Here is a 17,882-nt window from a genome sequence, read left to right as displayed (position 1 = left end):
TTTAATTCCTAATTTATCGCCTGAGAGTAATCTTAAACGACCGGAGAAATTGCCGGAGACTTCAAAAAAATCAAAAAATATTCGGATTAATACGGACCTGGAGGGATTCGAACCCCCGACGTCCGGGTTAGAAGCCCGGCGCTATATCCTGGCTAAGCCACAGGTCCACAGAATTTCCCAATAGTAATTGTATTATTGGGCCTTAAATTCTTGTAAAAATGGTTATGCCGGTTCGTCACCCGGCACGGTAACAGGAAGGGCGAATTATCTCCACAAAGGTCGGTTCACCCCATTTTGTGCCTTCTACGGATTTGGATACCGCTACATCAACATGCTGCACCTGAATCCTCGCAGACATACGCTCGCGCTCCTCGTAATAGACAGGTGAAACATATTCGACCATCCTCTTCATCTGAATGGTCAGTGAGATCACTTTCACTATGATCCCGCGGTCACCACGTGTGAAATCATCAAGATCAACGGATGTCAGAAAGATAACATCTCCCGGAGAGACACCAGTAAGCGAGATCAGATTGTGGGCACTCTGAAGTTCAAGAGTCCGTGGCTTTCCTTTCTTTAATTCGTCAAGGACCGGTTCGGTGATGCCTGTTAATGCTATGCACTTGATAACGCAATTCATCTCACTCACCCGTACATTGGAAGCTGTTCTTTTTTCAAGGGCGCCTGTTCAGCCTGTTCAACCTGTTCTGCCATCTGCTGAAGCGCTGCTTCGATTTCCGTCGCCTGTTCGATGAGGGGTTCGACATCGAGATTAAATCCATAAATCTGGTTAAGTATCTTGATCACCGATGCGGCCGCTCTGGGATCAGGGTTGTTTATCGTTTCACCCAGGAGGCCAAATGAAGGAGTTCCGTTGACTTTGCATTCAACAAGCATGCTACCGGCAATACCAGTAATGCTTCCCATTGGGAGGATTTCAGCATGGCCTTGAATTCGTTCAAGAGAGTTGTTGTCCGTGGCAACGCCAAAAACCCGTTTTTCCGGCTCGTTGGTGACAATTCCTGCGATGACCACCACTTCCTTTATCGAAAACGGTTCCAGCCAATCAAGGATCCCATTTGATATTTCATAACAGATCATAGGATGAACAGGAACATCAGAGATGAGTATGACATAGGAATCCTTCCGATAAATTCTGACGGGAGCATTGATTACTCCATTGACCATCATCGCCATGGCAGGGAAGTATTTGCTCGTAATGTTGCCAATATGGGTAAATTCCAGTACATCAACCATATGGGCCAGTGCTATGCTGCCCACGAGGCCACTGCCGGGAAATCCCATGAACACGGTAAGGTCTTCCCCATCAAGATCAAGTGAATGAATCTTTATATCCTCCACATTATCACAATCCTCTCAATTTCGATATCCTGACTCTTGCATAACAACTAATAAGGTTTTCTTCAGGATAATAACGCACTCCACATGCAGCAGACGAAGAAAGATAATATTGAAGGGACAATATGTGGGTATGACTGAATACCAGATCAAGCGCGGATTTAAAACCGGCCTGAGTGAACGGATGACAGATGGTCTGGAGAAGTACTTCGGAGTGACTGCGGATGAGACAGATGGCCGCTATTCGATATCGTATGGATCATTTTTACGGCTTGAGGTATATACCGGAGAAAAGGAGAAGACACTGATCTGCGAATCCGAATCCGACATGGGAATTTTTGACAGGATGCCGGAGGATGAGGCAAACGCCGTCGTTCTCGACACAAATAAAAGGTTCCGCCAATACCTGGAATATGTCACCGGGTTCAATACAAAAGAGCGCAAGAAGAATGCCGAAAAAGCTGCAAAAAAATAGGTATTTAATCTGATTTTCTTTTTTTTTATTATTCAATGACGATCGCCGGCTTGAACGGAAGTGCGGCGCGAGCCTTTGGATGAGTGCTTTCGCCGGCGTCCACAATGGAGACCTTCACCCTGAATTCACGTTCCAGGAAATCCTTCACATTTTCAAAGACGTCCACTTCATCAATCCCCGACGATGCAATGATCCGGACAAGTTCAGGGGGGAGCCGATGAATCAGATTCGTTACCTGTTTTGCTGCATCGGTTGCCTCTTTCCCACGGGCACGCATGGTTTCATCCTTCATGATCTCCCCGATAATCTTCTTACGGTCGGCAGCACAGGCCACCGTTCTGAATACATCATACTTCCATCCAGGTGCGACGAAAAGGATCAGGTGCTCCGGTTCAATCTGGATCAGCTTGATGATCGACTCGATATCCTCAACGGTCCTTGCAAGTAGTTCTTCCGAGAGTTCTAGATTCAGGTCAATCTTTGTTTCATCCGGAACGGGCCATTCTGAAAACGCAATAGGCTCTCCGTCACCAATCATTTCCCATAGTTTTTCTGTGGTATAGGGTATGAACGGTGCAAGTAGCCGCACCCAGGCCTGTGCAATATCATTGATTACCACAGAGGTCCTCACATCCTCAGGAAGACGCCGGCGATACCATTTAAGATCGGACTCGACATTGAAATATGCCTCCTGGAGAGCCTGCCGGGTCTGGAATGACTTCAGGGCATCTGTCGTCCGCTGAATATGTTCTTGCATCCGGGAGAGTACCCAGCGATCAATATCAAAGGAATCAGTGGCTGAAACACCATCCGTGATGGTATTCCAGAACCGTTCAATTTGTTTTCTGGTGGAAGATACCAGTTCATTTCTCCAGTCAAAATCCTGCCAGGGTTCCGCGCTGCCGACGAGAAACATTCTGACGGTATCGGCCCCAAATTCATCGATCGCATCCTCGAGAAGAATGACATTCCCTTTTGAGGATGACATCTTCGCCCCTTCGAGAAGGCCCATCCCGAAAATGACCATTCCCTTCGGACGTAGTGATTCGGGGAATATGGCGTCATGATGGAAGAGCTGGAAGGTCAGGTGATTGGATATGAGATCCTTAGCAGAAAATCTGAAATCATATGGGTACCAGTATAAGAATTCGCTGCGCAGATCATCGAGAATCTCCCTCTCGACAGTTGTCGGGGAGCCCTGCCCATAGAATATATAATCGAAGACGTCGGGAGTGAGAAGTGCGGGATCAATCGACCGGATCTTATGGGCAATGGTATAATAAGACATATAGATTGTCGAATCAGAGAGAGGTTCGACCAGCCAGTCCTTATCCCAGGGGAGATGTGTTCCAAGCCCTATGCGCCGGGTGCATGCCCAGTCATTCAACCAGTCTATGGTACGGTTGAATTCGGCGCGAACCTCGGGCGGTACAAGAGAGATACGATCAAGGTCAGTGTGCACCTCTTCTTTCCACTCGGGGTCACTATATTTCAGGAACCATTGGTCGTGAAGTATCCGGACATATACTCGTGAGCCGCAGCGACAGACGACATTTCTTGTGTCGAATTCGAACATCACCGCCGAACCATACCGCTCAAGCATCAGATCTGCGATATCCTCTCGTGCTTCCTTGACCGGTTTCCCGCCATATTCCGGAAGCATGCGACCCTTCGAATGTTCGGCATTGTAGACTTCCTGGGTCAGGACTTCCATGGCAGGATCATTTTGATCGATGATGCCAGCCTTCTCAACGGCATCCTGCGCCGGAAACTCGCCATATCCCTCAACCGTAATCAGGGCTACAGGACGGATATCAGTATATTTTCCTGCCTGCTGGAGATCCCTGAGGGCGATATAATCGAATGGTGCATGCGCCGGGACACTCATTACGATGCCCGTGGCCATATCCGGGTCGACAAAGTCGGCCGGAAGAATCTTTACTTCACCGCTCAGTGGATTGGAGACCGTTTCATCAATAAGATCTGTGCCCGGGATCTCTCCTTCAATGACGACGTCATGATCCTGGAGAGTGATTTTTTCAGTGGCTTCGGGGGAGAGAATCCATTTCTGCCCATCGACTTTCACCTTCCGATAGACAACTTCAGGGTTGACCCACAGATTGGTGACACCATACGTCGTTTCAGGCCTCAATGTTGCACATGGGATGAGATAATCGTCCCAGGCAAACATAACCAGAACAAATTTGATGATCTCCGCATGCTCCCCTTCCATCAGGTCATGATCACCAACCGGATTGTCGCATTGCATGCAGTATTTTACCGGGTGGGCGCCACGAACGACCCTGTTCTGTTCATGTAGATGAAGATACTGCCATTCAATAAATCTGCTGTAGGTTGGGTCGACAGTGGTAAACCTGCGCCGCCAGTCAATAGAGAGGCCACACCTGCTCATCACCCGTTCATATTCCTGGCTGAAATACTTGACAATCTCCATCGGTTCGACAAACTGCTCCAGGATATCCCCAGGAACACGGTAGAGATCGCGATACAGGCGGATGGTCTTCTCATCCCTGCCGGCAATTCTTTTCGATATGCCAATCACAGGCGTCCCCGTTACATGAAATGCCATCGGATAGAGAACTTGTTTGCCCTGCATTCTCCAAAACCGGGCAATGACATCGGGAACAATATACGTTCGACCATGACCGACATGCATCGCTCCGCTGGGATAAGGATAGGCAACGTTCAGGTAGAATTTCTCTTTTTCTCCGGGGTCTGAACGGAACTGCTCCTTCCATGCATCCGCATATTCCGATTCCAATTCTTTAATATCAAACTTCGTCACTTCTAAACTCCCCTCATTCTACAGCAATTGTTTCAATAATCTCCAGAATAATTGACATTCAAAAATAAAGTTAGTTTCCTACCGGTTTGAGGCGGATGACCTCCCCGTCTTCATACCGGCGAATCATGTCCTGGGCTATGGTGCTGCTCTTCGCAACGGTGATCTCACCTGCATCGTTTACCGTCGCGGTGAAGAGATACTCTTTCCCACCAAATACGTCGACGATCTTCCCTGCATTTTCCAGACTGATAATTGAGAGATTCTTCTTGTCGGTCCTTAGCTCAATTCCCTCACTTGTGGTAATACCTTCAGCCTTTGGAGCCCCTGAACGTTCCTCTTTTTCGGCATACTCCGAGAGTGGACGGATGTCGATTCCGATGGACAGTTTATTAACAATCCCCGCCACATTTTTCCCTCCTTTTCCAATGGCAGCAGGTACATCCCGGTCATCTATATACACAACAGCCTTATTGTCCGTCAGCATTCTGACTTTCACCGGGCCATCAGTGAAACGTCCGATTTCATGCTGTATTTCACGTTCGGCCACCTTCCATGCGAGATTTTCACCGGGGATTTCAGGTTCATGCGCCGGTTCTTCAACAGGAGCAGGGGGAGCGGTTTCTTCCTTTGCAACCTTCGAAGGCACAGCCGGGGACGGTTCGGGACGTGGAGCTTCTCCTTTGCGGAGGGGGAGAATGACTGTTTCCCCCTCATACCTGAACGCCTCACCAACTGGTGAACCGCTCTGCATGTCCGTCACGGTAATCACAGGACGGGGTGCAGAGGAGTCCGGCATATCCGACGGCTGCCGAATCGCATAGTTCATGCTGTATACTCCCAGAATGTTCCCATCCTTTATCAGGACAATGGTACTGACGGACATTGCCGCAACACCCAACTCAATCCTGAGGAGAATCCTCTGAAGAGCTTCCAGAACATCTGCTGCATCAAGAACACCAATCATTCCAACGCCCGAAAGGCGCATATCTGCAAATACCCTGAAATCGTCATCCTTCCTGATTTCATCAAATATGACAAAATCCGGACGGGACATCAGGAGGACTGCCGCGGTCTGGGCCATACTGCCGTCAAGAGCGGTAAACTGGGTAATTCCCTCTGGAGTCTGGAGATCTCGCGGAGACTCCATGGAAGATACCTGATATCCAGCCTGTACAAGAGAGAGGGCAATGCTGCGCACGAGGGTCGTTTTACCGCTCCCGGGGGTGCCTGCAATGATTACCCCCTGTTTTCCGGTGCCAAGGGATTTTTTTACAAGATCTGCCCGGGCATAATCATCAAGAACACATTTCCTTACCGGACGCACAGCAGTAATTTCCATCCCATCAGTGAACGGTCGGCGTGCGATGGATATACGCATGGCACCAATCTGAACAACGGTGACCCCACGGCGTTCTATCTCGATATACCCTTCCGGGTCACGCTTAGCCCGTTCGAGAATCTCCTGTGCGGTCTGCCTGAGGTCATATTCACTCAGGGCAACATCATGCACCGGGACAAGTTTCATGTTCCCCGGTTCACCTTTCTTTGCGATGGGTTTCACACGCTCTTTGAGGGTAACGGAAACCGTTGTATCATCAAAGAAACGTTCAATTGACAGAGGCGAAAAATCTCCGATCTGCGGTTTGAGATAGAGGACATCAATTCCCTTTGCGCGGGCAACTTCAGCCTGTACAATATCGCTGGTAATAAACCGTGCATCCTCGTATTCAAGAGCCACATTTCTAATAATTGCGTCTATCTCCCCGCCACTGGCGAGTTTTACCTGTTCCAGACTTGGCCGGTCCCCAACATAAAAGAGTTCTATCTCCCCTGCTTCTGCGATTTTGGAGAGTTCCTGAAGCTCGATAAGGCCGCTAAAACCAATTTCCCTTCCCTGGTTAGCCTGTGATTCAAGTTCTGCGATAACGGCTTCGGGTATTATTATTGTGGAACCCTTATATTCTCCCTCCCTGAGCATGGAGGTGATGCGTCCGTCTATGACGACGCTCGTATCGGGTACGAGTTTCATAAAAATATCACCACATTAATAGATGTCATTCATCCTTATTAGCATATACCTCATCGGGATCAAAGATGCGGGGCGCTACAATTTTTCCCTCAATCGTACGATAAAAACACGTTGCATGTCCGGTATGACACGCGGCCCCACCTGCCTGCTCTACCTGATAGATAAGCGTATCCTCATCACAATCAACGAGAATTGATATCACCTTCTGAACGTTGCCTGACTCTTCCCCTTTCTTCCAAATTTTTCTGCGACTTCTGGAGTAATAGTGAGCATACCCGGTTGCGCGGGTTTTGTCCACTGCCTCCTTATTTGCATATGCAAGCATCAAAACAGATCCGGTTCCAATTTCCTGCGCAATGACGGGAATAAGCCCGCCATCATCAAAATTAAGTTTCATTTCACCCCACCTATATCAGAGCTGTCATCACGATAAAGAGGAAATCACCAAATATCACCGCTGATATGAATCCTCCACAGATGGGAACAATAAAAGGCACCCCATATGATATCCATACCCTTCCCGCCTTTCGGTATATTTCCAGTTCTTTTCGATATTCCTCAGGATGACGTTTGAAATCCCTTGTATATAGCCTTCTCTCGCCTTTGAGCATTCTTGTAATTGCCTCACCGAATGAAAGGTAACGACGGGATATACTCCCATCTTCGTTTTCGGTAAAATCTTCCATAATAAATCCAAATTCATTTTCAATAGTTTCCCCGTCAACTGGATATCCAACCAGCATATATCGTAGAGGGGCACGATTTCCTCTCTTCAGATTCATTCCGAGAATGGCAGCAGGTGCCAACATATTCAGGATTACCGCATTGATGAGAACGCTCAAGGGGAAATAGGCAAGCAGTGGATAGCCAACCACAGGTTCCACCGGATACAGTGGCATACATGCAGTAATAAAAATCAACGCCCATGCATCGGCTCCCCCGAAGAGATGGAGATATGCTGAAGCAAAGTAGAAAAATCCGCATAACAACGCAGAAATTATGAAAATTCCGGCTAAAAATACGGGATTTATTCCTTCGAAAAAAAGAATTATGTATGTGACAATTGCCATTGGAATCGCGATTCCAAGCATTGGATACCACGTTTTAAAGGGAACTCTGCGCTCACGAATGTCCAGAATTGACGCATAACCCAGTGTAAGGCCGATGGCTACAGATGAGAGAGCAAGGGTTGGAATTATCATGAATGAAAATAGTAAGTCATCGGATCATTTATGTGTGGCGGTACTGCACCACAATGCACTAATGAACGTTTGTATTGAATATCAAAAATGATATGTAATAAAAACCTCTCATTTTGTCATTAATCCAGAATATTAGACAAATATACTCATTTATTAAAAAAATCAAATGAAGACACAATAAATAGATTTCCATCAAATATGATAGGAAAGTCTATACCATATTACAATCACCATTTAATTATTACCATACATCACTGGCGAGGGCCCTCTCACCTTCCCGTGGCAAGAAGGTTACCAGAATGATTGAAATCAGCGTTGACAAAAATGCATGCGTGGGATGCGGTTTATGCGTTAAGGATTGCCCAATGGATGTTTTGGAGCTCCAGAATGATACCTGCACACCTATCAGACCTGAAAACTGCATGGGATGCCTCTCATGCCATGAAATATGTCCTGCCCAGGCTCTTGAGCACAAAGGGGCAGTGCCTTCTCGCAGGATGTATATCAGCATGAAAGTGTGCACAATGCTCAGGAAAGTGATCTGATGACAGCCAGCTATATAGATGAAGCGAAGGAACAGTTCCGGACTGACCTTGTCTTTAAGTCCGAAGATGTCCCGCTCAGGTGTGATCCTCCCGCCGCAGAACTTGAGGTAACCCTGCACGGGCTCATGCAGATGAATGGATATATAATTAAGTCGCTCGAAGAGATTGCCGGACGGGGTGCAAATGCTGTCACTTACCGTGCCGGGAAAAAATTCGGACACGAGGTCGCAAAATACTTCGAAAAGAAAGAGGATGTTGAAGAAGCGCTAAGGGAACTTTCGTATATCCTCCACGGACAATATTCTTTCGAACCATGGAAACCGGGAGACAAGGAGGATTATATCGTCGAAGAAGACGGAAGCACGTTCATCTACCTTGTTTTCCACGACTGCATCGTCAGACAGACCCTCAGACGAATCGGGCAGGAACAGGGAGGGCCGTTCTGCCAGACGCTCTGCGGCTATGTCGTCGGTGCGGTGGAAGAGATCACCGGCAAACGCGGAAAACTTGAAATCATCCATACAGGTCCAAACGCCTGTCTCAAAAAACTGATCCTAAAATAGCGGTGATATCCATGAAAATTGCCATTGAAGAGCTTGCAGGATGTTCCGGGTGTACAATCGCAGTACTCGATCTCCATGAAGCGATCCTCGACATCATTGAAAAGGCGGACATAGTATATTCCCCCGTCATCATGGATGTTAAAACACCACCTGATGACATCGACATCGCTTTTGTTACCGGCGCAGTACGGAATGAAGAGAATCAGGAACGGCTCAGAACCATAAGAAAGAAGGCAAAAACCCTTGTCGCACTCGGCACATGCGCATGTTATGGAGGAGTTTCCGGACTCTCGATGACTCACAGCAGGGATGAAATATTCAGAGAGGTTTATCAGGGAGTAGAGACTGCGAATGAATCAAATACCATTCCTGTGGAGGTTCCTGAGTTTCTTTATCGTGTCTTTGCCGTCGGGGATATGGTAAAAATCGATTATTATATACCGGGTTGCCCGCCAAAGGAGGCGAGGCTCAAAGAGATCATCCTGCCCTTGATAACGGGGGATTCGATCAGTCTCTCAAGAAAATCTGTTTGCTCCGAATGTGACCGGAAGATGGGGGAGGTTACCGAGTGGGCGCTGAGAAGACGCCATGAAGGAGTCCCTCTTCCAGGAAAATGTCTTCTGGGTCAGGGATATCTCTGCCTCGGACCGGTAACCTTCTGCGGATGCGGAGCATCATGTCCAAAAAACAATGTTCCCTGCCATGGGTGCAACGGTCCTTCGCTCGATATTCTCCGCGAGCCATGCCGGGATATCTACAATCTGATGGTACGGCGTATTGCAGACCTGACCGACATCCCGGAAAAAGAGATTGCAAAGCAGTTCTACGATGTAAGCCACACCATGTACGCCTTTACCATGGGGAGTGAAGTGATGGAGGACAAGCAAATTTCCAAGATCCGTGAACTTATCTCCGAGGGAGGTAAGCGATGAAAAATATCTGTATCAATCCCGTTACCCGCATTGAGGGTCATGCACAGGTGCGAATCCAACTGGACGATGCGGGAGAAGTGGAGAGCGCACATTTCAATGTTGTCGAGCTGAGGGGTTTCGAAAAATTCATGATCGGAGCCGCAGTAGAAGAAGCGCCCAGGATTACCCCGAGAATATGTGGAATCTGCCCAACATCACATCATATTGCATCCGTCAAGGCATGCGATCAGATATTTGGGGCTACAGTCCCCCCGACCGCACAAAAACTCAGGGAACTTCTCATGCTTGGACAGTTCGTCCATTCCCACTCACTTCACTTTTTCATGCTGGCAGCTCCCGACTTTCTCATTGGTCACGAAGTGAACCCGGAAGAGAGAAACATACTCGGCCTGGTGAAAAAATCCCCTGAAATTGCCAAAAAGGCAATCGAGGTCAGAAAATTCGGTCAGAGACTGACAGAAGCGATTGGCGGAAAGCCAATTCATCCCTCTTCCGCAGTCCCCGGCGGGATATCCCATACCCTATCCGAACAGAGCCGTGCAGAGCTCCTGGCCATGGCTGAAAAATCCCTTGCCATTGCTATAGATTGCTGGGGAATGGCTAAGGATTTGCTCGAAAAGGCGGATCTCTCGTTTGGTGCTGTAGAATCATCATTCATGGGCCTCTCCAATAATGGAACCTTCTCAGTCTGCGAAGGTTCGCCACAGATACTTTCTCCCGAAGGAACGTTTGCCGGGACATATGATGGCGCGGGATACCTTGATTTCATTGAAGAGTACTCAGAGAGCTGGTCCTATCTGAAATTTGCGAGACTGGCAAGTGGCAACTACTATCGTGTAGGTCCTCTTGCGAGGTTAAATATCGTGAATTCGATGGGTACCCCCCGCGCTGACGAAGCCCTGGATGAATACCGGGACAAATTCGGCAGGGTGGTCCAGACAACCCTTGCCTATAATCCAGCCAGGTATATCGAGTTTCTGGCTGCAACGGAGCGGGCAGTTGATCTTCTTAAGGACCCCTCCATTACCGGTGATTTCATCAGAACCCCGATTAATGAGGTGGTAAACAAACGGGGGGTTGGCATCATCGAAGCTCCACGGGGAACTTTGATCCATGACTATACGGTAAACGATGAAGGGTTTATCGAAAAATGTAATCTCATCGTTGCAACATGCCAGAACAACTGGGCGATGGATCGTGGGGTGGAGGATGTAGCCCGCAAGGTTGTGCGAAATGGTGATATTTCAGAGAGCGCGAAAAATCAGATAGAGATGGTAATCAGGGCATATGATCCCTGCATATCCTGTGCAACCCATGCAATCAAACAAATGCCGGTAACATTTGAGCTGGTCCACGGGAAAAACGATAATAGAGATGGAAAGAGAATTCAGATTAAGAGGTGTTTGTGATGCTTAAATCAATTTTAGGGGAATTTCTCCGACTTGACGGCATAAAAGCCGCGGTTGTCGTCGGCAGAGATGGATTTGTAATTGAAAGTGCGGAAAAAGGGGAAATTGATACAGAAGCGCTCGGTGCAATGGCTTCAACCGGCATGGGCACCTCAGAGGCAATGGGGGCAGAACTCGGGCAGGGTGAGATGATCCAGATGCTCGTCGAACTTGAAAACGGCCCGATACTTCTCTCACCTCTCTCTGAGGATGAACTGATTGCAATTGTGGCGGAAAAGGAGGTCAATATCGGCCGTATCCGCTATGAACTGAAGAAGAACAGAGAACGAATTATCGCCGCATTATGATTCCCATGCTTCCAGATGGAAAACGGATAGCCAAACTCGAGTGTCCGTTCGCTGAGTTGTCCGAGTACAGCAGCCAAATCCTGGTTGGCGTGAAAGCATACTCTGAGAGGGGTACCGGTTATCTCATAATGGAAAATGGAATCCCGGCCATCGGATATTTCTCTTCCGATGAAGGAGATTACCGGGGAAACGACGCGATACTCATTTTCAGGGAGCCTCAAAAGTTCACTTTCGAGATTATGACATATTCTGAACCCGAACTTCGCGATGCAGTGACATACGCCATCAACCATAAGTGGCTGGTTGATCACCAGACGCTTCCTCCTGAAGAAAAGGCCGAACTCTCGGATGAACAGAAACTGGAAAAGATTTTGAAGCAGCCAGGCGTGCTTGCAGTGGCAGCCTTTTTTGAGGGATTTCCAGTACATTCAAAGGGGAAAGGGGATTTCGAGAAGGTTGCCGCTATTGCTGAGGATTTTCACCGTGCAGGGGTAAAAATTGCAGGAGACCTGGGAATTGGAATGATGGACCAGATCATCCTCGAAACTTCAGAGGCCAAATTCATCCTTGCTCCATTCGGGGATCTTTTCATCTGCATCCTTACAACGACCAATGCAAATCTGGGACTTATCAGACTTGCAATTCAGGGAGTCCAATGAAAAATGTATAGGCAATGGAGAATGACAGGAGACAAACGACGAACACCAGAGATGAAAAAATGCCCATTGAATGGCAAAAATATATTAAATGAAAAATTGAAGGATATAAATGGTATCGGTGGGGTGTGGTGATAGGATGGAAATTGAGGATCATATCAGGGTTGTCATTGAAAATTCCAAATATGCCGGTGAATACGGAACCGACGACCTGATTAGCAAGATGAAGGCTTCAGGACGCTCTGGACTTGCATTGTCATCGGATAAGGAAAAACAATTTCTTCTGATATTTGTTGACGGGCAACCGGAAGGGGCAGCGCTCATGTCGTCCGAAGGTAATCTTTTTGGAGATAAAGCAATCTATCTCTGCAAGGAAGACAGCAAATTCAAGGTCTATGTTTGCGACCATCGGTATGCAGAGTCAGTGGCAGCGGGGTGCAGAATTTATGATAAAGGCCATCTACATGGATCTCAGCTGGATGATATTCCAACAATTGGGGGTGCCAAACTTTCGAGGGGGACATTGAAACTGATCATTCTGGAGAATAATCAGCCGAAACAGGGCGTCAGGGTCTCGATCAGGAAGGGACGTCAGATGCTTCTGAGCGAATTGACCGGGGCGGAAGGGAATGTTACATTTAAACTGGTTAATGGCATTTACGACTGCGTCATTGTTGACCGTGATCAAAAGATTCACAAGTTTAGGATTGAGTTCAATGACTCAAGGGTGGAAACAATTATTGAAATCGGAGGTGGGATGAATGAATGACAAAAATTCACTTTTCAAAGGGATAAAGGGCTTCACAAAAAAATCTGAGGATGAAACACATGCATCGGATGTGGATAAAAATGCCGGGGATATCATAAGCGGAGTGACCAGGGGTCTGGAGGATTCTCCCGACGAAACGGTAAATATCGCACAGGAAGAGTCCACTGGGCAGATCTCAGAGGATGAGAAGATTTCTGATAGTAAACCGGAACAACCACAATCTTCGCCAACGGAACCTGCAGGATCGTCCGCACAGGACCTGGGAAGCCTGATAAAAGAACTAAAACGCCAATCAGAAGAAGAATCAGCAATCGAGGCGACACTGGATATTGAAAACCCGGAGGACAAGCCTCAATCCAGCAATACGGCGGAAACACCCGCCCCCCCCGGTTCACTATCGGATATGATTCAAAAAATCAGAGAAAGTGAAAATGTACAGGAGCGGGACGGAATCAATGACGGAAAGGTCAGCTCTGTCATCAGTGAGGTGCTCACCACCTACGAAGAGGCAGAAGCCCCATCCATCCATACGGCGTCAGGAGGACCTGTAACAAAAGTGACCCGTATCACCGATGAGGAATCGGATGAACAGGGAGGAGAAGTCATTGTTCATACCGACGCCATGGACGGCCCTTCCCCTGGAAAAACTCACTGGTCGACTACTGCTGATTCTGCAGGAAAAACTCCCGGGGTCGTGAGTATCGATGAACTCAGCGGGCTCTCAAGTCTAATTCTGGCAAAGGGTGCAGAGCTCGATTTGGAGGAATTCCATATTTCCGAAAAGGACCGTCAATTTGATCTTGTTGACAGGAAACAGATTCTCTCAGCACTTGACGGCCTTGTTCAGGGAGATGTCGATAATCTTGATCTTTCCAAGATGACACCGCCGGAGACTCCTGCAAGTCCTGTCAAAGAGGAGAAAAAGAGAAAATTCGGCGGCAAAATCTTCGGAAAGATCATAGGGGAGGTCGAAGAGTACGATCCGAGCATTCATGGGCCGGTCGTCGACCTGACGATGAATGAGAACGATGCCGTCGAAGAGATTGAGCTGTATCCCGTCAACGAACCCTTCGCCTATATCCGGATTATCTTTGATCACAATGCCCACGAGTACCAGTATCGGGTCATCGAACCGGTACTGACTGAAGCCGAACGGGTCCTGAGAGATGAAATCGTCCAGCGCCTTTTTGAGACACTCGATGTAAATACCCAGGATCTCACCAAGGATAAGGCAAATGAAGCTCTGAAGAGTGCAGTCGACGAGATCATCTTCGATTACGGTATCAAACTGGATCCACCATCCCGGGCAAAAGTCTATTATAATATTCAGAAGACGTTCCTCGGCGATGGTGTTATCGATGCCGTCATGCATGACAAATATATTGAAGATATCTCATGCGACGGGCTAAAGTCCCCGATATTCGTCTTCCATTCGAACTATGAATCAATCCAGACAAACCTGTCCTATGACAATACTGCCGAACTGGACTCTTTTGTTACAAAACTGGCTCAGCGTGCAGGAAAATACATCTCCATATCAGAGCCGATGCTTGATGCAACAATGGCGGACGGTTCCCGTATTCAGATGACCCTTGGACGTGAGGTGACGGCGCATGGTTCCACATTTACCATCCGTAAATTCAAGGAAGAACCGATCACCCCGACCGATCTGATCGAGTGGGGAACATATTCTCCCCTGTCGGTCGCATTCTTCTGGCTTGCTGTCGAAAACGGGAAATCCTGTATTTTTGCCGGAGGCACTGCATCAGGAAAGACAACCTCGCTCAATGCGATATCACTCTTCATCCCACCACTCGCGAAAATTGTTACCCTGGAGGATACGCGAGAACTAAAGCTTCCGCATAAGAACTGGATCCCCTCGATTACAAGGGAATCGTTCGATTCCAGCGGAAAAGGGTCCATCGACATGTACGAACTCCTTCGTGCGGCACTTCGTCAGCGGCCGGAATACATCCTCGTTGGTGAGGTTCGTGGTAAGGAGTCACAGACACTTTTCCAGGCAATGAGTACCGGTCACGTCACCTATGCAACCGTGCACGCAGATTCTGTGGCAAGTGTGGTGCACCGGTTCGAAAACCCCCCGATGAATGTGCCCCGGAACATGCTGAGCGCACTCGACCTTGTCAGTGTTCAGGTACAGGCACGCTTCGGTGGTCAGCGTATCCGGCGCAACAAGGCGCTGATCGAAATTCTGGATATCGATCCGCGAACAAAGGAACTCATTACAAACGAGGTATTCAAATGGAATGCCGCGACGGATGAAATTCGATATTCCGGCAAATCCTATGTCCTTGAAGACATCATGGAGACCAAAGGCTGGAGCGAAGCACGGATGCGTGAAGAACTGAAGAGAAGACAGGAAATTCTCGAATGGATGCGTATTAAAAAGATCCGCCACTATGAAGAAGTTGGAAAAGTGCTCCTCTCATATTACCGTGACCCCGAAACGGTCATGGATCTCGTGAGAGGTGACCTCTATGAATAGTTTTGAACGCTTCTGCTTCAATCTGCTCGGCGAGAGGATGAGAAGGAAGAGGGATGATTTCCTCTTTCTGAGAACAGATATGATGAGGGCCAGAATGACAACTCCATTTGAAGCGTATCTGTCTACGGCAGTGATATCAGCGGTTATTGTAGGTCTCCTCGCCGGGGCGGGCATCGGACTTCTCACATGGGCATTTCGGGTCCCCGAAATGATTGTTTATCACGGGAGTGTCCCATCCTTTATTATCGCACTCGAACCCTTCAAACTCCTCATCGGAACAATCATCGTCTTTGGCGTGAGCCTTCTCATATTCGGTGGCGTGACGTATGCAATCTTCCTCATCTATCCCGGCGTCATGGCCGGGGAAAGGCGCCGGAACATTGATGCTACTCTTCCGTATGCAATCAACTACGTCACTGCCATGTCAACGGCGGGTATTACCCCGGCAGAGGTCTTCAGGCTTCTTGGTCAGTCCAGAATCTATGGGGAGAGTGCTGTGGAGGCGAGATACATTGCCAGGGAAATAGATATTTTTGGTAAGGATCTCCTGGATGCTCTGCGAATTGGGGGGATTTATACTCCCAGCGCACGCATGCGCGACTTCCTTCAGGGGGCTACTGCCAGCATCTCATCGGGGAGTAACCTCACAGAATATTTCCGAACAAAATCCGAGCAGTATACGAGGGAGAACAGGCTCGAGCAGAAGACCTTCCTTGAGACGCTCGGACTGATATCCGAATCATATGTAACAGCCCTTGTGGCAGGAACACTCTTCCTGATCATCCTTCAGTCGATTATGTCAACCATCAGCGGAGAAACAGATCCCCTGTTCCTTTACGCTGTGATATACGGAATCATTCCACTGGGCAGTATCATGTTCATCATCATGATCAGTTCCATGACCCCGGAGGTGTAAAGAGATGAAACTGTTTGATAAGAAAGAAAAGGACCCGGCCGAACCATTATCCCCCGAGGTAAAAAGGGAAGATGAAATCCTCACAAAAGTTGAGGAACAGCACAAGGCACGGGAAGGAATCGGGAGATTCATGAAGCATCCGGTCCAGGTGCTGACAGAAAAACCCCTCAACATTCTTATTGTTTCCATTCCGGTAGCAATCCTGATCTTCTTCATCGGGTTGATCTATCTGATAAGTCAATATGGGCTGATCACAGCGTTTACCACGACCGTGATCGATGACATATTCCTCCTCTCCCTGATGATCGCCTGCATCCCTCTTGCATATCTCGACCTGAGGCACTCCATGAGGATGCGTAATCTGAATATTTCGCTCCCGAATTTCTTCCGTGATGTCGCAGGAATGAATGAGAGTGGAATGACACTTCCCAATGCGATCCATATTGTCGCCACAGGAGAATATGGCAACCTTACACAATATATTAAGAAACTCGATGCAGAGATGTCCTGGAACATTCCGTTCGTTGAGGCCATCTACCAATTTGGGGAGAGAATCGGTACAACACTCGCCCAGAGGAGTGTCGACCTGATTGCAAAGGCCAGCAGTGCAGGCGGAGATGTGAGCGAAGTCCTGCGGGCCGCCGCCTCGGACACGTATGAATTTGTCAATCTCGAAACCGAGCGTCGCAATAACATGCTCATTTATGTGATTATTGTGATTATTTCCTTCCTTGTCTTCCTCTTCGTGATTGCCGTGATGACCGGAACATTTCTGGATACCATGGCAGAGGCCGGAGCTGCGATGGCCGCATCAGGGAATACCGGGGGAATGTCCTTTGGTGGAAACATCGATATGGACTTCTACCGTCGGCTCTTCCTGCATGCTGCCGTGATACAGGCATTCTTCTCCGGACTTGTCGCGGGTCAGATGGGTGAGGGAAGAGCCGTTGCCGGATTGAAATACTCAGTTGTAATGGTAATCATCGCGTGGATGGCATTCAGATTCTTCATCTGAATTTTTTTTTTAAAGGAAAAAAAATCAATTGATATTATCCAGTTTATAACCCTTGTCCAGCAGGAGTTTCTTGACACGCTCACGATGATTTCCCTGCAATTCTATTGAATTGCCCTTCACCGTACCGCCGCATGCAAGTTTTCCTTTCAGATATTTCTGAAGTTCTTCAAGGTCAATATCATACGGATCAAGGCCGTCAATGACTGTAACCTCCTTTCCGTATCGCCTGCGGTTGATCTTCACACTTATCTGCTGCTGTTCTTTTGCTACTTCTTCGCATATACAGAGCTCTTTGGGCAGTCCACATTTAGGACATATACCTCCAGTCATTACCATGTACCTTCATGCTCTGC

Annotated in this window: 18 protein-coding genes and 1 tRNA gene; 11 read left to right on the top strand and 8 right to left on the bottom strand. The window is 48.0% G+C overall.

Features of this window, described 5'->3' with window-relative positions; translation table 11 throughout:
• Nucleotides 1-92 precede the first annotated feature (92 nt).
• From AZH53_RS01785 to AZH53_RS01775, 3 genes are all read right to left on the bottom strand, one after another.
• Nucleotides 93-167, bottom strand: a tRNA-Arg gene (locus AZH53_RS01785).
• 68 nt (nt 168-235) lie between these two features.
• Entirely contained in the window at nt 236-640 is a 405-nt protein-coding gene (locus AZH53_RS01780; protein WP_319641847.1) for a DUF473 domain-containing protein, read from the bottom strand.
• A gap of 5 nt (nt 641-645) precedes the next feature.
• Nucleotides 646-1,362, bottom strand: coding sequence for a proteasome assembly chaperone family protein (locus tag AZH53_RS01775; protein WP_319641846.1), 717 nt, complete (start codon nt 1,360-1,362; stop codon nt 646-648).
• Between the two features lie 130 nt (nt 1,363-1,492).
• On the opposite strand from AZH53_RS01775, the gene AZH53_RS01770 reads away from it, so the two are divergent.
• Nucleotides 1,493-1,834: a DUF5611 family protein gene (locus AZH53_RS01770; protein WP_319641845.1), complete on the top strand. Its 342-nt coding sequence runs from the start codon at nt 1,493-1,495 to the stop codon at nt 1,832-1,834.
• A gap of 28 nt (nt 1,835-1,862) precedes the next feature.
• Here AZH53_RS01770 and leuS read toward each other — a convergent pair whose 3' ends face one another.
• The 4 genes from leuS to AZH53_RS01750 form a co-directional block, all read right to left on the bottom strand.
• Nucleotides 1,863-4,640 (bottom strand): leucine--tRNA ligase, encoded by a 2,778-nt coding sequence (gene leuS, locus AZH53_RS01765; protein WP_319641844.1) that lies wholly within the window; start codon nt 4,638-4,640, stop codon nt 1,863-1,865.
• A 70-nt stretch (nt 4,641-4,710) separates the two neighbouring features.
• Nucleotides 4,711-6,669 carry a PINc/VapC family ATPase gene (locus AZH53_RS01760; protein ID WP_319641843.1) on the bottom strand — a complete coding sequence of 653 codons (1,959 nt, stop codon included), beginning with the start codon at nt 6,667-6,669 and terminating at the stop codon, nt 4,711-4,713.
• A gap of 25 nt (nt 6,670-6,694) precedes the next feature.
• On the bottom strand, nt 6,695-7,066 hold the full coding sequence (gene hisI, locus AZH53_RS01755) for a phosphoribosyl-AMP cyclohydrolase (RefSeq protein ID WP_319641842.1): 372 nt from the start codon (nt 7,064-7,066) through the stop codon (nt 6,695-6,697).
• Nucleotides 7,067-7,076: 10 nt separating this feature from the next.
• Nucleotides 7,077-7,871: an A24 family peptidase C-terminal domain-containing protein gene (locus tag AZH53_RS01750; protein WP_319641841.1), complete on the bottom strand. Its 795-nt coding sequence runs from the start codon at nt 7,869-7,871 to the stop codon at nt 7,077-7,079.
• Between the two features lie 299 nt (nt 7,872-8,170).
• Here AZH53_RS01750 and AZH53_RS01745 point away from each other — a divergent pair, with 299 nt between their 5' ends.
• The 10 genes from AZH53_RS01745 (at nt 8,171) to AZH53_RS01700 (ending at nt 17,529) form a co-directional block, all read left to right on the top strand.
• Nucleotides 8,171-8,416, top strand: a complete 246-nt coding sequence (locus AZH53_RS01745; protein ID WP_406600366.1) for a 4Fe-4S dicluster domain-containing protein — start codon at nt 8,171-8,173, stop codon at nt 8,414-8,416.
• Nucleotides 8,416-8,979, top strand: coding sequence for a hydrocarbon binding protein (contains V4R domain) (locus tag AZH53_RS01740; protein ID WP_319641840.1), 564 nt, complete (start codon nt 8,416-8,418; stop codon nt 8,977-8,979). Before AZH53_RS01745 ends, AZH53_RS01740 begins: the two co-directional genes overlap by 1 nt.
• Before the next feature lie 11 nt (nt 8,980-8,990).
• Complete coding sequence (locus AZH53_RS01735; protein ID WP_319641839.1) at nt 8,991-9,911, top strand: NADH-quinone oxidoreductase subunit B family protein; 921 nt, start codon at nt 8,991-8,993, stop codon at nt 9,909-9,911.
• Nucleotides 9,908-11,320, top strand: coding sequence for a Ni/Fe hydrogenase subunit alpha (locus AZH53_RS01730; RefSeq protein WP_319641838.1), 1,413 nt, complete (start codon nt 9,908-9,910; stop codon nt 11,318-11,320). The genes AZH53_RS01735 and AZH53_RS01730 overlap by 4 nt, the downstream gene beginning before the upstream one ends.
• On the top strand, nt 11,320-11,667 hold the full coding sequence (locus AZH53_RS01725; protein WP_319641837.1) for a roadblock/LC7 domain-containing protein: 348 nt from the start codon (nt 11,320-11,322) through the stop codon (nt 11,665-11,667). The genes AZH53_RS01730 and AZH53_RS01725 overlap by 1 nt, the downstream gene beginning before the upstream one ends.
• A complete protein-coding gene (locus AZH53_RS01720; protein ID WP_319641836.1) occupies nt 11,664-12,326 on the top strand; it encodes a roadblock/LC7 domain-containing protein in 663 nt (220 codons plus the stop codon). Before AZH53_RS01725 ends, AZH53_RS01720 begins: the two co-directional genes overlap by 4 nt.
• 136 nt (nt 12,327-12,462) lie before the next feature.
• Nucleotides 12,463-13,092, top strand: coding sequence for a hypothetical protein (locus AZH53_RS01715; RefSeq protein WP_319641835.1), 630 nt, complete (start codon nt 12,463-12,465; stop codon nt 13,090-13,092).
• Nucleotides 13,085-15,598, top strand: coding sequence for a type II/IV secretion system ATPase subunit (locus tag AZH53_RS01710; protein ID WP_319641834.1), 2,514 nt, complete (start codon nt 13,085-13,087; stop codon nt 15,596-15,598). The genes AZH53_RS01715 and AZH53_RS01710 overlap by 8 nt, the downstream gene beginning before the upstream one ends.
• Complete coding sequence (locus tag AZH53_RS01705; RefSeq protein WP_319641833.1) at nt 15,591-16,514, top strand: type II secretion system F family protein; 924 nt, start codon at nt 15,591-15,593, stop codon at nt 16,512-16,514. Before AZH53_RS01710 ends, AZH53_RS01705 begins: the two co-directional genes overlap by 8 nt.
• Nucleotides 16,515-16,518: 4 nt before the next feature.
• Complete coding sequence (locus tag AZH53_RS01700; RefSeq protein ID WP_319641832.1) at nt 16,519-17,529, top strand: type II secretion system F family protein; 1,011 nt, start codon at nt 16,519-16,521, stop codon at nt 17,527-17,529.
• A gap of 24 nt (nt 17,530-17,553) precedes the next feature.
• Here the strand turns inward: AZH53_RS01700 and yciH are convergent, their stop codons facing one another.
• Nucleotides 17,554-17,859: a stress response translation initiation inhibitor YciH gene (gene yciH / locus AZH53_RS01695; protein WP_319641831.1), complete on the bottom strand. Its 306-nt coding sequence runs from the start codon at nt 17,857-17,859 to the stop codon at nt 17,554-17,556.
• Between the last annotated feature and the right edge of the window lie 23 nt (nt 17,860-17,882).

This window comes from Methanovulcanius yangii (genome assembly GCF_018687785.1).
Classification (GTDB): domain Archaea; phylum Halobacteriota; class Methanomicrobia; order Methanomicrobiales; family Methanomicrobiaceae; genus Methanovulcanius; species Methanovulcanius yangii.
The sequence above is the reverse complement of the archived record's forward strand: the minus strand, read 5'-3'. Positions and strand labels throughout refer to the sequence as shown.